This is a genomic window from Roseomonas aerilata DSM 19363 (assembly GCF_000711725.1).
Taxonomy (GTDB): domain Bacteria; phylum Pseudomonadota; class Alphaproteobacteria; order Acetobacterales; family Acetobacteraceae; genus Roseomonas; species Roseomonas aerilata.
Genome location: NZ_JONP01000004.1, coordinates 161,531 through 176,093, shown reverse-complemented (window position 1 = coordinate 176,093; position 14,563 = coordinate 161,531). Strand labels below are relative to the sequence as shown.

Here is a 14,563-nt window from a genome sequence, read left to right as displayed (position 1 = left end):
GTTTCGCCACTTTTTTCATCTTCTTGACCCCAAAAAATCTTCCCGGCCCGGCTGGCCTGCCGCATCATCGGGACATGGAAGAGGGCTTTTCCTCTTCCGCCGTGTGACTGGCGTTTCCTCCCTAAACTCGGGCCGTCCCTTCGGGGCGGCCCTTCTTTTTTGTGTCGGGCGCCGCGGCGTGCCCGTGGCGGATTGCGCCCCCGGCGCCTTGCTCTAGGTTGCGCCGCGAACGACCCCCTTGGCCTTACCGGAGCCCGCCCACTTGCGCCTGTCCCGCGCCTTCCTGCCCACGCTGAAGGAAACGCCCGCCGAGGCGCAGATCGTCTCGCACCGCCTCATGCTGCGGGCGGGCCTCATCCGCCAGACCAGCGCCGGCATCTATGCCTGGCTGCCGCTCGGCCTGCGCGTGCTGCGCAAGGTGGCCGAGATCGTGCGGCAGGAGCAGGACCTCGCGGGCGCGCAGGAAATCCTGATGCCGACCGTCCAGCCGGCCGAGCTCTGGAAGGAGAGCGGCCGCTACGAGGACTACGGCAAGGAGATGCTCCGCATCACCGACCGGCACGACCGGGAGATGCTATACGGCCCGACCAACGAGGAAATGGTCACGGACATCTTCAAAGGCTACGCCAAGTCCTACCGCGACCTGCCGCGCAGCCTCTACCATATCCAGTGGAAGTTCCGGGATGAGATCCGCCCCCGCTTCGGCGTGATGCGCGGGCGCGAGTTCCTGATGAAGGACGCCTATTCCTTCGACCTGGACGCGGAGGGCGCGCGCAAGTCCTACCGCCTGATGTTCCGCGCCTATCTCCGCACCTTCGCGCGGATGGGGCTGAAGGCCATCCCGATGCAGGCCGACACGGGGCCGATCGGCGGCGACCTCTCGCACGAGTTCATCATCCTGGCGGAGACGGGCGAGAGCCTGGTCTACCTCCACAAGGACCTGCTCGACTTCGACGTGCTGGCGCAGGACCCGACCGGCACGGGCGATCCCTCGCCGGTCGTGGATTTCTGGACCAGCCGCTACGCCGCGACGGACGAGAAGCACGACGAGGCCGCCTGGGACGCCATTTCCGCGGAATCGCAGGTCACCGCCCGCGGCATCGAGGTGGGGCACATCTTCTACTTCGGGACGAAGTACTCGAAGCCGATGGGCCTGACCGTCGCGGGGCCGGACGGCACGCCGGTGGTCCCCGAGATGGGTTCCTACGGCATCGGCGTCTCCCGCCTGCTGGCCGCGATCATCGAGGCCGGGCACGATGAGGAGGGCATCATCTGGCCCGACGCGGTCGCGCCCTATGCCTGCACCATCCTCAACCTCAAGCCAGGCGACGCCGCGGCCGATGCGCTCTGCGAGCAGCTCTACGGCGCGCTGGGGAGCGAGGCGGTGCTCGACGACCGGCCGGAGCGCGCGGGCGCGAAGTTCGCGGACGCGGACCTCGTCGGCTATCCCTGGCAGGCGATCGTCGGCCCGCGCGGCGCCGCGAAGGGCGTGGTGGAGCTGAAGCGCCGCGCGACCGGCGAGCGGCTGGAACTGCCGCTCGAGGAAGCGCTGGCGAAGATCCGCGCGACGATCCCCTGATGTTCTCCCCTTTCGAGCGCGCCGTCGCCTTCCGCTATCTCCGCGCCCGCAAGGGGGAGCGCTTCGTCTCGGTCATCGCGATCTTCTCGCTTGTGGGGATCGCGCTGGGGGTGGCGACGCTCATCATCGTCATGTCCGTGATGAACGGCTTCCGGCAGGAGTTGCTGGGCCGGATCCTCGGGCTGAACGGGCATCTCGGCGTCTATGCCGCCGACAATGCGGGGCTGCGAAACTTCGACGACATCGCGGCCCGCATCCGCGGCCTTCCCGGCATCGTCTCCGCGACGCCCATCGTGGAGGGGCAGGTACTCTTCACCAGTGAGGAGGGCGGCGCGACGGGCGGGCTGGCGCGCGGCATCCGGCCGGAGGACCTGCGCGCTCGCCCGCTGATCGCGGACAATATCCGCGCCGGCGACCTCTCGCGCTTCGGCGGCGACGACACGATCGTCATCGGCACGCGCCTCGCCCGCAAGCTCGGCATCCGCGTGGGGGAGAGGATCACGCTCGTCTCGCCGCAGGGGCGCGCGACGGTCGTCGGCACCGTGCCGCGGCTGCGCGCCTATGAGGTGGTCGCGCTCTTCGAGGCAGGGATGCAGGAATACGACGCGAGCTACGTCTTCCTGCCCTTCGGCGCCGCGCAGATCTACTTCCAGCACCGCGACAGCGCGACGCAGGTGGAAGTCTTCGTGGACGACCCCTCCCGTGTGCGGCTCGCCACGCGCGAGATCTTTCAGACCCTGCGCGGCCTGCCCGTGCGGGTGCTGGACTGGCAGGATTCCAACTCCTCCTTCTTCAACGCGGTGCAGGTGGAGCGGAACGTGATGTTCCTCATCCTCACCCTCATCATCATCGTCGCGGCCTTCAACATCGTCTCGTCGCTGATCATGCTGGTGAAGGACAAGGGGCGGGATATCGCGGTGCTGCGGACGGTGGGCGCGACGCGGGGCGCCATTCTGCGGATCTTCCTTCTCGCCGGCGCCTCGATCGGCGTCGCGGGCACGCTGATTGGCTTCCTCATCGGCCTCGTCTTCTGCCTCAACATCGAGAACATCCGGCAGTTCCTGCAATCGCTGACCGGCACGGACCTGTTCAGCGCGGAGATCTACTTCCTGACGAAGCTGCCCGCCGTGGTGGAGCCGATGGAGGTGGCGCAGGTGGTCGGCATGGGCCTCGTGCTCTCGCTGCTGGCGACGATCTATCCCTCCTGGCGCGCTGCGCGGCTGGACCCGGTGGAGGGGCTGCGCAATGCCTGACGCGCCGCTCGCGCCGCCGAATGGAGCGCCTCTGGCGCTGCGCGCCGTCGAGCGCCGTTACCGCACGGAGGCGGGGGAGCTGCCGGTGCTGCGCGGCGCCAGCCTTGACCTCGTGGCGGGCGAGATCGTGGCCCTCGTCGCGCCCTCCGGCACCGGTAAGTCCACGCTGCTGCACGTGGCGGGCCTGTTGGAGAAGCCGGATGGCGGGCAGGTGCTGGTCGGCGGCCGCGACTGCGGGAACCTGCCCGACGATGCCCGCACGGCGCTGCGGCGGGACACGATCGGCTTCGTCTACCAGTTCCACCACCTGCTGCCGGAGTTCACGGCGGAGGAGAACATCGTTCTTCCGCAGCTCGCCGCCGCCCGCCCGCGGCGCGAAGCGGAGGGGCGGGCGCGCGAGCTTCTTGCCACTTTCGGCCTGGCCGATCGCGGCCACCATCGGCCGACGCGCCTCTCCGGGGGCGAGCAGCAACGGGTGGCGATCGCGCGGGCCCTGGCCAACAGCCCCAAGGTATTGCTGGCGGACGAGCCCACCGGGAACCTGGACGTGGCGACGGCCGACCGTGTCTTCGCGGAGCTCCTGGAGGCCGTGCGGGGCCGGGGCGTGGCGGCGCTGATCGCGACCCACAACCCCGAGTTGGCGGCGCGGATGGACCGGACGGTCACGCTGCGGGATGGGCTGATCGTTCCAGGCTAAGGGCGCTTCGATGGACAGGGGGCGGGGCAGGCCCCTAGGCTGCGCGCCCATGTCCGTCCGTCGCCGATCGCTGCTCGTCGCCCCTGCCGTGCTGGCGGCACCCTCCGCCCTGGCGCAGGGCGACTGGCCGCAGCGCCCGGTCCGTGTGATCGTGCCCTATGCGGCGGGTGGGCCCTCCGACATCGTCGCGCGGCTCCTCGCTCCTGGCCTCGCGACGGTGCTCGGCCAGCCGGTCGTGGTGGACAACCGCCCCGGCGCGGGCTCGATGCTGGGAACCGAGGCGGCGGCGCGCGCAACGGACGGCCACACGGTCCTGCTTGCCGATTCGCCCTTCACGATCATTCCCGCGGTGCAGGAGCGCGTGCCCTACGACGCCAAGGCGGATCTCGCGCCCGTCACGCTCATCGGCGCGGTCACCATGATCCTTGCCGTGAACAGCGGCTTTCCCGCCCGCAGCGCCTCCGCCCTGGCCGAGGCAGGGAAGGTGCGGCCGGACACGGTGTCCTTCGGCTCCTCGGGCATTGGCAGCCTCTCGCATCTCCTGCCGGAGTGGTTCGGCCAGCTAACGGGCGCGCGCTTCGCTAATGTCGCCTATCGCGGCGCGGGGCCGGCGCTGCAGGATGTCGCGGCCGGGCAGATCAACGCGATCTTCTCCTCTCCGGCCTCGATCGAGGGGCCGTTGCGGGCGGGGCAGGTCACCCCCATCGCTGTCGCGGCCCCCCGGCGCCTGCCGGCGATGCCCGATGTGCCGACGCTGCTGGAGGGCGGCATCGATCTCAGCGCCGACAACTGGTTCGGGGTGCTGGCCCCCACCTCCATTCCCGTGGAGGCGCGGGCGCGGCTGGCAGCGGCCATCGCCAGGGTGAACGCGACTGAGGAGGTGCGCGCCCGTCTCTCCACGCTAGGCCTGGAGCCGCGGCCAATGGGACCCGATGCCTTTGCCCGCGTGCTCGATGCGGAATTCTACCGCTGGGCGGAGGTCGCCCGCGCGGCCGGCGTGAGCGTCCGCTGATGAGGACCTTCCTTGGGCGGCTGGCCGCCGATCCCGGCCTCCGCGCCGATTTCGAGGCGCTCTGCGATTTCGGCGGCCGCGTGCAGGGCAGCGCCTCGGCCGAGGCCGCCTTCGCCTGGACCCTCGCGCGCCTCCGCGAGACCGGCCCCACCGTGGAAGAACCTGTCCCCTATAGTGGCTGGGCGCTTCGCCGCGCCGCCCTGTCACTGCTGGACGGAACAGCCCTGCCGCACGTGCCGCTCTTTGGCTCCGGCAATACTGGACCCGATGGGGTTGAGCTCGAGGTGATCGATCTTGGCCGCGGCGCGCCCGATGACATCGCCGCGGCCGGGGAGGCGGTGCGCGGCAAGGCCGTGCTGCTGCGGCACGAATACCCCTTCGCGCCCTGGACCATCCACCGCCGCTTCAAGCTGGCCGCCGCGGCTGCGGCAGGCGCGGCGGCGGCGCTGATGGTGCAGCCGGAACCCGGCATCGGCCCAGTCTCGGGCGGCGCCAACGGCGTGCCCATCCCCTGCTTCGGCGTGGGGATCGAGGTCGCTTCGCGCCTTGCCGGGCGCCGCGCCCGCCTGCTGCTGGAGGGCGAGGCCGCCCCGGCCATGGCGCCGACCCTGGTGCTGGATCTTCCCGGAGGAGGGGAGGGTCGTGTCGTGCTTTCCGCCCACTTGGATGGCCATCCACTGGGCGAGAGCGCGATGGACAACGCGACCGGCCTCGCCGCCGTGCTGGCGCTCGCCCGCGCGGTGGCGCCCGACCTGCTCTCCTGCCGTCGGGGCCTCGCGGTTTGTGTCTTCGGGGCGGAGGAATGGGCGCTCTCGGGCTCCAAAGCCTGGCTCGCCTCGATAGACCCGGCGCGTCGCTTCGCCATTCGGTTCAACCTCAACCTCGACAGTATCGCGGGCCACCCCCGACTGACGGCGCTGACGAGCGGCTTCACAGCCCTCGGCCCCTTCGTGCGGCAGGCGGCGGCGGCGATCGGGGCGGAGGTCGCGGTGCATCTTCCCCTGATGGTCAATTCGGACCACGCGAACTTCGCTGCCGCCGGTATCCCCGCGCTGCGCCTCATCGCCGGGTTCGACGTGCCGGAGGGGGCGCTGCGGCACCTCCTCACCGGCGCCGACACGCGCGCCGTGGTGCCGCCGGGCGAGCTTAAATCGGCGACGATCACGGCCGGCGCGATCCTGTGGGCCGCCCTCAACGCGAGCGACGAGGAGATCGCGGCACTCGCCTGATCGTTCCGCTCACGACGCGGCGCGAATCGGGCGTTCCTCACCTATATTCGGGGGATGCCCTCCAGCTTCGTGCACCTCCATGTCCACTCCGCCTACTCGCTGGCGGAGGGCGCCATCAAGGCCGACAAGCTTCCGGGCCTGGCCCGCAAGGCGGGGATGCCCGCGCTGGCGCTGACTGACACGGCCACCATGTTCGGCGCGCTCGAGTTCAGCCAGTACGCCACGAAGGAGGGGGTGCAGCCCATCATTGGCTGCCAGCTCTGGCTGGCCCGCGCGAAGGAGCCGGAGCGGCCCGAGGCGGCCCGGCTGCCGCCCGATCCGGTGGTGGCGCTCGCGATGAACGGGGAGGGGCTGCAGAACCTCCAGCGGCTGTCCTCGCTCGGCTGGCTGGGGGAGGACCCCTCGGGCAAGCCCGCGATCAACCTCGACCAGCTCCGCTCCCATGCGGAGGGAATCTTCCTGCTGACGGGCGGCACCCTCGGCCCGCTCGGGCGCCTACTGGCCGAGGGGCGGCGCCCGATGGCAGAGGGGCTGCTGGCCGCGCTGCGCGAGGCCTATAGCGACAACCTGGCGGTGGAGCTCACCCGCCACGGCACCGAGCGCGACCGGGCGGTGGAGCCGGGCCTGCTGGCGCTGGCCGATGCCGCGGCCGTGCCGATCGTCGCCGCAAACGACGTGTATTTCGCGACCGAGGCGGGGCACGAGGCGCATGACGCCCTGCTCTGCATCGCCGAGGGCCGGACCCTCGCCGAGCCCGACCGGCGGCGCCTGACGCCCGAGCACTGGTTCAAGCCGCCGGCCGCCATGCGTGCCCTGTTCTCCGACCTGCCGGAGGCCTGCGACAACACGCTGGCCATCGCCCGCCGCTGCGCCGTGATGGCGGAGACGAAGAAGCCGGAGCTGCCTATCTGCCCGAAGGTGCAGCCCGGCATGACCGAGGCCGAGACCGTGCGCGACATGGCGACGCGCGGGCTGGAGGGTCGCCTCGACGCCCAGGGCACGCCCGAGGAGAAGCGCCCGGAGTACCGGGAGCGCCTCGACTTCGAGCTGGGCATCATCGAGAAGATGGGGTTCTCCGGCTACTTCCTCATCGTCGCCGACTTCATCCAGTGGGCGAAGGAGCAGGGCATCCCCGTGGGACCGGGGCGCGGATCGGGCGCGGGCTCCGTCGCCGCCTGGGCGCTGCTGATCACCGACCTTGACCCGCTCCGCTTCGGGCTGCTCTTCGAGCGCTTCCTGAACCCCGAGCGCGTCTCGATGCCCGACTTCGACATCGACTTCTGCCAGGACCGCCGGGAAGAGGTGATCCAGTACGTGCGCCGCGAGTACGGGGAGGATCGCGTTGGCCAGATCATCACCTTTGGCCGCTTGCAGGCGAAGGCGGTGGTGCGCGACGTCGGCCGCGTCATGGGCATGCCCTACGGCCAGGTGAATCGCATCGCGGAGCTGATCCCCTTCAACGCCGCCAAGCCGCCGACGCTCCAGGAGGCGCTGGACGGCGAGCCGCGGCTGAAGGAGATGCGCGAGACCGACGAGAACGTCGATCGTCTCATGCATACGGGCCTGCAGCTCGAAGGCCTCTACCGCAACGCCTCCACCCATGCCGCGGGCGTGGTGATCGGGCGCAAGCCGCTGATCGAGATCGTGCCGCTCTACCGCGATCCGCGGAGCGACATGCTGGTGACGCAGTACTCGATGAAATACGTCGAGAGCGCGTCACTGGTAAAGTTCGACTTCCTCGGCCTGAAGACGCTCACGGTGCTCGAGCGCGCGGTGAACATCCTCAAGGGCCAGGGGATCAACGTGGACCTGACCACCATCCCGCTGGACGACGCCAAGACCTACGCCATGTTGGCGAAGGGCGATGCGGCGGGCGTGTTCCAGTTCGAAGGCCAGGGTATGCGGGACTGCCTCCGCATGATGCGCCCGGACCGCTTCGAGGACCTGATCGCCGCCGTCTCGCTCTACCGCCCGGGCCCGATGGCGAACATCCCGGCCTATTGCGCGCGCAAGCACGGCGAGCCCTGGGAACCCGTGCACCCTGCGATGCGCCCGCTGGTTGAGGAGACCTACGGCATCCTGGTCTACCAGGAGCAGGTGATGCAGATCAGCCAGGAGCTGGCGGGCTACTCGCTCGGCGGCGCCGATCTGCTGCGCCGCGCCATGGGCAAGAAGATCCGTTCGGAGATGCAGGCCCAGCGCGCGATCTTCGTGGAGGGCGCGACGGCGCGCGGCATCCCGAACGACAAGGCCGGCGAGATCTTCGACCTGATGGAGCGTTTCGCGGAGTACGGCTTCAACAAGTCGCACGCCGCCGCCTACGCGCTCGTCTCGTACCAGACGGCCTGGCTGAAGGCGAACCACACCGTCGCCTTCCTCGCGGCCTCCATGACGCTCGACATGGCGAATACCGACAAGCTCGCCTCCCACCTGCAGGAGGCGTCCCGCCTCGGCATCAAGGTGCTGCCGCCGGACGTGAACCGCAGCGCCGCCGAGTTCACGGTGGAGGTGCAGGAGGGGGAGGACGGCAGGCAGGTGGAGTCGATCCGCTTCGCGCTGGCCGCCGTGAAGCGCGTGGGCCTCGCCGCCATGCAGGACCTCGTGCGCGTGCGCGGGGAGGGCGGGCCCTTCCGCTCCCTCTCTGACTTCGCGGACCGCGTGGACCCGAAGCAGCTCAACAAGATGCAGGTGGAGAACCTCGCCCGCGCCGGTGCCTTCGAATGCCTGGACCCCAACCGCGCGCGGGTGACCGAGGGGGCTGAAGGGATCCTTCGTCGCGCCCAGGCCGCCGCCGAGGACCGGGGCAGCGCGCAGATCGGCCTTTTCGGTGCGCCCGGCGCCTCCGCGGATACGCCGCCGCTGCGGCTGCGGGACATGCCGGACTGGCCGCAGCTCGACCGGCTGGAGAAGGAGGCGGAGGCGATCGGCTTCCACCTCTCCGCCCATCCGCTCGACACCTATATCGACACGCTGCGCAAGCTGAACGTCTGCCCCATCGCGAAGATGACGGAGCGTGCCCAGGCCGGCGCGGGGCGGCTGAAGCTCGCCGGCACCATTATCGGCGCGAAGGAGCGCACGACGAAGACCGGCAGCCGCATGGCCTGGATCCGCATCTCGGACGCCAGCGGCAGCACGGAGGTCACCTGCTTCTCCGAGATCCTCGGCAAGTGCCGGGAGATGCTGGTGGAGGGCAACGCCGTGATCTTCTCCGCCGAGGTGCGGGTGGATGGCGAGGCCGTGCGCCTCACCGCGCTAGACTGCGAGCCGCTGGAGCGCGCGGCCCAGTCCATCGGCCAGGGCCTGCGGATCGAGGTGGCGGCGATGGAGGCGATCGACGCCCTCCGTGCCCTGCTGGAGCGGGAAGGGAAGGGCAGGGGGGAGGTCATCCTCATCCCCCGCACCGGGCCCGGTCAGGAGGTGGAGCTGACCCTGCCCGGCCGCTGGAACGTCTCGCCCCGGCTGGCCCAGGCGATGAAGGTGATCCCGGGCGTGGAGGCGGTGGAGGCGGCCTGAAGGCGTCTCAGCCGCACCGGCGCAGGCATTTGTGGCATTCGGCGGGAACGGTTGATAACCTGTTTTCCCGATGCCCCCGCAGCTGAAGAGGGAGCTGGACGGGTGCTATCGGGGTTCCGCGCCGATCAAGCCTGGAGGCTGTCATGGACCTCTTTTCTCCCTGGTGGCGGGTCTCACACCCGGGATCGAGCCTGGCCCTGGCGGTGGTGACCGTTGCCGCCGTGGCTGCTCTCATCCTTTTCGAGTACGTCCTCGACTGGCCGGTCGTGATGGAGACCGAGAGAGCTTCGGAGACGGGCAGGTCGCAGGGTTGATGCCGGCGTCCGGCGCAGCCCCGTTCGCCGCGTCCTCCGCCCGCATGTCTTCCCGGCGCCTCCCGGATCCGGATCTCCTGTGAGGGGTTCGCTTCTGAAGGCCCTCTAGCTGTCGATGCTGAGCCTCAGCTTGCCGACCATCTCGCGCTCATAGGCGACGCGCTCGGCGATGAAGTCGCGGTAGGCGGCGGTGTCGAGATAGGCGAGCGGCATGTCCCAGCGCTCGCGGATGGCCGTGTTCTCCGGGCTCATCAGCGCCTCCTTCAGCGCGTCGTGCAGCACCCGCACCACGCCGGGGTCCATGCCCCTGGGCCCCGCGATGCCGTAGGGCGAGGTGACGACCACGTCCACGCCGAGTTCCCTCAGGGTCGGCACGGCGGGGAAGCGTGCGGCTCGCTCCGGCGACCAGACGCAGATGAGGCGGAAGGCGCCGGATTCGACCTGCGGCACCCAGGCGGAGCTATCGGCGATGCTGTCGATCTGCCCGCCCAGCAAGGCCGTCACGCCCTCGGTTGTGCCGCGGAAGGGGACGTGGACCATCTCCAGGCCAAGCCGCGAGCAGATGTCCTCCATGGCGATGTGGTTGCTCGTGCCGATGCCGCTGGTCGAGTAGGTCATCCGCCCCGGCCTTGCTTTGGCGGTCGCCACGTAGCCGGCCCAGTCCTGGATCGGGCTGTCCGCCCGCACGACGACGCCAAAGAGCCAGCCGGTCAGCCCTAGGACCGGGGTGAAGTCCGCCACCGGGTCCCAGGACCGGGCCTTGGTCATGAAGGGGTGGCGCAGGACCGAGAGGTGGTGCTGGGCAAGGGTGTAGCCGTCAGGCGCCGCCTGGAGCAGCGCCTGCGCCGCGAGCAGCCCGCGGGCGCCGGAGCGGTTCTCGACAAGCACGGGCTGCCCGAGGAGCTTCGTCGCGACATCGGCGAGGGAGCGGAGCTGCGCGTCGGCCGAGCCGCCGGGCGGCCAGGGCACGAGCAGCCGAATGGGCCTGTTGGGAAAGCCGGATTGGGCAAGGGCCGGCCTCCCCAGCCCCGCGGCGCCGAGCGCGAGAAGGGTTCGGCGGGGCAGGGGCCCCTGCGCGTGCCTGGCCATCGGATATCCTCCCGTCGGGCGGCGCCTGTTGCCGGCGTCCTGCCCTGTGAAAGGGTGGCAGAACGGGACCCGGCGTGACAACCGCCGTGAGGGGGCGGCATTGGAGCCGGCCGGCGCACCCCCTATCCTTCTTTCGATGCCCACAAGGGCAATGACCCAGTGCTGGAGGATGCCATGAGTCACGACTTTCTGGACGAGCGCCGCAAGGCCCTGGAGGAGGCCTTCTTCGCCCGCGAGAACGCCGAGGCGATCCGCCGCCTGCACCCCGAGGAGAGCGGCCAGTCACCCGCCTCCGGCACCGGCATTCAGGATCCGGCCGTGCTCGAGCGTCTTGCCGCCCACGGCATCGGCGCGAACGCGCTGACCGCTCTCTCCCTGGCCCCGCTCGTCCTCGTCGCCTGGGCGGACGGGGCGCCGCAGCGGGAGGAACGCCAGGCGGTGCTCTCCGCCGCCGATAGGGCCGGCATTCCCGCGGGCAGCGCCGCGCACAACCTGCTCGACCACTGGCTGGCCCAGCACCCGCCGGCCGACCTGCTCGCCACCTGGGCGGATTACGTCCGCGCTCTGGCGCCCGAGGCTCGTATGGCGCTGCACAAGGACGTCATGGCGCGCGCGCACCAGGTGGCGGAGGCCGCGGGCGGCTTCCTCGGGCTGGTGAGCAAGGTCTCCCCTACCGAGCAGGCGATGCTGAAGCGGCTGGAGGCCGCCTTCACCGTCTGAGCGGGCTCCGCTTGGGCCGGCGCAACAAGGCAGGGCTGCGCCGCAACGGGGTGGCGCGCCCTTGCCCGGGCGGGCGCCGCGTGCCATATGCCGCGCGCCGGGCACGGGGGCTTCTCCATGCCCGGCAAATCCGCACGCGGTGCGCCCTTCCGAGATAAGCGGCAGGGTCCGGTCCCCCGACTTTTCCCACAGGGAAAATGTCGCACGGGGGTACAGCGCCGCGGAGGCCTAACCGGATCAATCGGAAGAAGGAACCGCCACATGGCGATGCCCGACGTTACCCTGCGCGGCCTGCTCGAGGCCGGCGTCCACTTCGGCCACCACACCCGCCGGTGGAACCCGAAGATGGCCCCCTACATCTTCGGTGTCCGCAACCAGGTCCACATCCTCGACCTGCAGCAGACCGTCCCCATGCTCGACCGTGCGCTCCGCACCGTGCGCGACGTGGTGGCCGGCGGCGGCCGCGTGCTCTTCGTGGGCACCAAGAAGGCGGCGGCGGACTACGTGGCCGAGGCCGCGACCCGCTGCGGCCAGTACTACGTGAACCACCGCTGGCTCGGCGGCATGCTCACGAACTGGAAGACCATCACCGGCTCCATCAAGCGCCTGAAGCAGATGGACGAGCAGCTCGGCGGCAACACCCAGGGTCTCACCAAGAAGGAGATCCTGATGCTGACGCGCGAGAAGGAGAAGCTCGACCGCGCGCTCGGCGGCATCCGCGAGATGGGCGGCCTGCCCGACGTGATCTTCGTGATCGACACGATCAAGGAGAAGCTGGCGATCGAGGAGGCCAACAAGCTCGGCATCCCCGTGATCGCCGTCTGCGACTCCAACGCCGACCCCTCGGGCGTCGCCTTCCCGATCCCGGGCAATGACGACGCGATCCGCGCCATCAACCTCTACTGCGACATGATGGCGGCCGCCGTGTTCGACGGCATCTCGGCCGAGCTGTCCAACTCCGGCATCGATGTCGGCGCCCAGGCGGACCTGCCGGTCGACGCCCTGCCGGACGACGAGGCGCTGCCCTCCGTGCCGAACGACATCGCCTCGACCGAGGGCGTCGGCATCTTCGCCGAGAGCATCCCCGAGTCCGTGGGCGGCCCCGACGCCGCGGCCGGCCCGGCGCTCGAGAACGCGCAGTCCAGCCCGGCCTCGGGCGTCGAGGGCGCGGACGCCAACCAGGCGGGCTGATCGCCGCGACCCCCGCGCGGGCCGGACCGCGCGGGCTCGCAATGAACTGATCGCGCCGGGGTGGCATGGCCGCCCCGGCGTATCGCATACACGCCGCGCCACAACGTCCCGGGTACGCCCGGCCGGGCCGGCATGCCAGAAGACGGGATAGAGACAGATGGCCGAGATCACGGCAGCCATGGTGCGCGACCTGCGCGAGAAGACCGGCGCGGGCATGATGGACGTCAAGAAGGCCCTCGTGGAGAGCAACGGCGACTCCGAGGCGGCGATCGACTGGCTGCGCAAGAAGGGACTTTCCTCCGCCGCCAAGAAGTCCGGCCGCGTGGCCGCCGAGGGCCTGATCGGCGTCGCCGCCGCCGGCACGAAGGCCGCGATGGTCGAGGTGAATGCCGAGACCGACTTCGTTGCCCGTAACGAGGGGTTCCAGGGCTTCGTCCAGACGGTCGCGCAGATCGCCCTCGAGGCCGGCGAGGACGTGGAGGCGCTGAAGGGCGCGCAGTATCCGGGCGCCGGCCACACGGTCGCCGAGGAGCTGACCCGCCTGATTGCCACGATTGGCGAGAACATGACGATCCGCCGCGCCCGCGTGCTCTCGGTGCCCTCGGGCGCCGTCGCCACCTACGTCCACAGCGCGGTGAAGCCGGGCCTGGGCAAGATCGGCGTCCTGGCCGCCCTCGAGGCCGCGGATGGCGGGGACACGATCCTCACACTCGGCCGGCAGATCGGCATGCACGTCGCGGCCGCCCGGCCGGACGCGCTCGACATCTCCGCGGTGGACAGCTCGGCGCTGGACCGTGAGCGCGCGGTGCTGACCGAGCAGGCCCAAGCCTCCGGCAAGCCCCCTGCGGTCATCGAGAAGATGGTCGAGGGCCGCATCCGCAAGTACTACGAGGAAGTGGTGCTGCTGGAGCAGGTCTGGGTGCATGACGGCGAGAGCCGCGTGAAGGCCGTCGTCCAGAAGTCCGGCGCCAAGCTGACGGGCTTCGCCCGCTTCCAGCTCGGCGAGGGCATCGAGAAGGAGACGAGCGACTTCGCCGCCGAGGTCGCCGCCGCCGCCGGCACCGCCGGCTGACCGGCCCGCCGGGCGCTCCTCCGCGCCCGGCACACCCCTCCTCGCAGGGGGGAACGGTTCGTCGCCGGGTGATCCTCGCCCGGCGCCGGACGCCACGCTCCCGGCCACGGCGCCTTGCCGGGCTGCCCGGGCGCGATTAACCTCGCCAGCCTCCAGGACCGCAGCACAGAATGACAAGCCTCCGCTACAAGCGTGTCCTGCTGAAGGTTTCGGGCGAGGCCCTGATGGGCAAGGGCAATTACGGTCTCGACGCCACGACCGTGAACGCGATCGCCGAGGACATCTTCGCGGTCACCCAGCTCGGGATCGAGGTCGGCCTCGTGATCGGCGGGGGCAACATCTTCCGCGGTGTCTCCGGCGCGGCCGCCGGGATGGACCGGGCCCAGGCCGATGGCATGGGCATGCTGGCCACCGTGATCAACGCACTGGCCATGCAGAACGCGCTGGAGAAGGCGGGCGTCACCACCCGCGTGCAGTCCGCCATCCCCATGGCCAGCCTTTGCGAGCCCTTCATCCGCCGCCGCGCCGTGCGGCACATGGAGAAGGGGCGGGTGGTGATCTTCGCCGCCGGCACGGGCAACCCCTTCTTCACGACCGACACCGCCGCCGCCCTGCGCGCGGCCGAGATGGGTTGCGACGCGCTGCTGAAGGGCACGCAGGTGGACGGCGTCTATACCGCCGACCCCCGCAAGGACCCGCTGGCTGAGCGTTACGAGGCGCTGACCTATCACGACATGCTCGCGCGCGACCTCGCGGTCATGGACGCGGCCGCCATCTCGCTCGCGCGCGAGAACAAGCTTCCGATCATCGTCTTCGACATCCATGAGCCGGGTGCCTTCACCGCCGTCATGAAGGGCGAGGGCAAGTTCACCACGGTCCACGAGAGCTGAGGGA

General features: G+C 70.5%; 11 protein-coding genes and 1 pseudogene. 11 read left to right on the top strand and 1 reads right to left on the bottom strand.

Annotated features, from left to right (window positions below; genetic code table 11):
• Positions 1 to 262 precede the first annotated feature (262 nt).
• From proS to BO39_RS32460, 7 genes are all read left to right on the top strand, one after another.
• Positions 263 to 1,579, top strand: coding sequence for a proline--tRNA ligase (proS, locus tag BO39_RS06560; RefSeq protein WP_043831232.1), 1,317 nt, complete (start codon positions 263 to 265; stop codon positions 1,577 to 1,579).
• Positions 1,579 to 2,832, top strand: a complete 1,254-nt coding sequence (locus BO39_RS06555; protein ID WP_043831230.1) for a lipoprotein-releasing ABC transporter permease subunit — start codon at positions 1,579 to 1,581, stop codon at positions 2,830 to 2,832. The genes proS and BO39_RS06555 overlap by 1 nt, the downstream gene beginning before the upstream one ends.
• On the top strand, positions 2,825 to 3,529 hold the full coding sequence (locus BO39_RS06550; protein WP_043831228.1) for an ABC transporter ATP-binding protein: 705 nt from the start codon (positions 2,825 to 2,827) through the stop codon (positions 3,527 to 3,529). The genes BO39_RS06555 and BO39_RS06550 overlap by 8 nt, the downstream gene beginning before the upstream one ends.
• A 49-nt stretch (positions 3,530 to 3,578) precedes the next feature.
• Entirely contained in the window at positions 3,579 to 4,541 is a 963-nt protein-coding gene (locus BO39_RS06545; RefSeq protein ID WP_052401683.1) for a Bug family tripartite tricarboxylate transporter substrate binding protein, read from the top strand.
• Positions 4,541 to 5,770 (top strand): M28 family peptidase, encoded by a 1,230-nt coding sequence (locus BO39_RS06540; protein WP_043831225.1) that lies wholly within the window; start codon positions 4,541 to 4,543, stop codon positions 5,768 to 5,770. Before BO39_RS06545 ends, BO39_RS06540 begins: the two co-directional genes overlap by 1 nt.
• A 54-nt stretch (positions 5,771 to 5,824) precedes the next feature.
• Positions 5,825 to 9,283, top strand: a complete 3,459-nt coding sequence (dnaE, locus tag BO39_RS06535) for a DNA polymerase III subunit alpha (RefSeq protein ID WP_043831223.1) — start codon at positions 5,825 to 5,827, stop codon at positions 9,281 to 9,283.
• 143 nt (positions 9,284 to 9,426) lie between these two features.
• On the top strand, positions 9,427 to 9,597 hold the full coding sequence (locus tag BO39_RS32460; protein ID WP_156963533.1) for a hypothetical protein: 171 nt from the start codon (positions 9,427 to 9,429) through the stop codon (positions 9,595 to 9,597).
• 105 nt (positions 9,598 to 9,702) lie between these two features.
• Here BO39_RS32460 and BO39_RS06530 read toward each other — a convergent pair whose 3' ends face one another.
• Positions 9,703 to 10,686, bottom strand: a complete 984-nt coding sequence (locus BO39_RS06530; protein WP_052401681.1) for a tripartite tricarboxylate transporter substrate binding protein — start codon at positions 10,684 to 10,686, stop codon at positions 9,703 to 9,705.
• A gap of 174 nt (positions 10,687 to 10,860) precedes the next feature.
• Here BO39_RS06530 and BO39_RS06525 point away from each other — a divergent pair, with 174 nt between their 5' ends.
• The 4 genes and pseudogenes from BO39_RS06525 to pyrH all read left to right on the top strand — a co-directional run bounded on the left by BO39_RS06525 (position 10,861) and on the right by pyrH (position 14,559).
• Entirely contained in the window at positions 10,861 to 11,406 is a 546-nt protein-coding gene (locus BO39_RS06525) for a hypothetical protein (protein WP_043831221.1), read from the top strand.
• Between the two features lie 261 nt (positions 11,407 to 11,667).
• Positions 11,668 to 12,405 (top strand): annotated as a pseudogene (rpsB, locus tag BO39_RS06520) (30S ribosomal protein S2); the annotation flags it as partial.
• Positions 12,406 to 12,754: 349 nt separating this feature from the next.
• Positions 12,755 to 13,669 carry a translation elongation factor Ts gene (gene tsf / locus BO39_RS06515; protein ID WP_043831217.1) on the top strand — a complete coding sequence of 305 codons (915 nt, stop codon included), beginning with the start codon at positions 12,755 to 12,757 and terminating at the stop codon, positions 13,667 to 13,669.
• A 170-nt stretch (positions 13,670 to 13,839) separates the two neighbouring features.
• Positions 13,840 to 14,559 (top strand): UMP kinase, encoded by a 720-nt coding sequence (pyrH, locus tag BO39_RS06510; RefSeq protein ID WP_043831215.1) that lies wholly within the window; start codon positions 13,840 to 13,842, stop codon positions 14,557 to 14,559.
• Positions 14,560 to 14,563: the final 4 nt, after the last annotated feature.

What these genes read in the sequence shown, in the direction of transcription:
- BO39_RS06525 (WP_043831221.1), top strand. Translation starts at nt 10,861, where the DNA reads ATGAGTCACGACTTTCTGGACGAGCGCCGCAAGGCCCTGGAGGAGGCC.
- BO39_RS06555 (WP_043831230.1), top strand. Translation starts at nt 1,579, where the DNA reads ATGTTCTCCCCTTTCGAGCGCGCCGTCGCCTTCCGCTATCTCCGCGCC.
- BO39_RS06540 (WP_043831225.1), top strand. Translation starts at nt 4,541, where the DNA reads ATGAGGACCTTCCTTGGGCGGCTGGCCGCCGATCCCGGCCTCCGCGCC.
- BO39_RS32460 (WP_156963533.1), top strand. Translation starts at nt 9,427, where the DNA reads ATGGACCTCTTTTCTCCCTGGTGGCGGGTCTCACACCCGGGATCGAGC.
- BO39_RS06550 (WP_043831228.1), top strand. Translation starts at nt 2,825, where the DNA reads ATGCCTGACGCGCCGCTCGCGCCGCCGAATGGAGCGCCTCTGGCGCTG.
- BO39_RS06530 (WP_052401681.1), bottom strand. Translation starts at nt 10,686, where the DNA reads ATGGCCAGGCACGCGCAGGGGCCCCTGCCCCGCCGAACCCTTCTCGCG.
- dnaE (WP_043831223.1), top strand. Translation starts at nt 5,825, where the DNA reads ATGCCCTCCAGCTTCGTGCACCTCCATGTCCACTCCGCCTACTCGCTG.
- tsf (WP_043831217.1), top strand. Translation starts at nt 12,755, where the DNA reads ATGGCCGAGATCACGGCAGCCATGGTGCGCGACCTGCGCGAGAAGACC.
- pyrH (WP_043831215.1), top strand. Translation starts at nt 13,840, where the DNA reads ATGACAAGCCTCCGCTACAAGCGTGTCCTGCTGAAGGTTTCGGGCGAG.
- BO39_RS06545 (WP_052401683.1), top strand. Translation starts at nt 3,579, where the DNA reads ATGTCCGTCCGTCGCCGATCGCTGCTCGTCGCCCCTGCCGTGCTGGCG.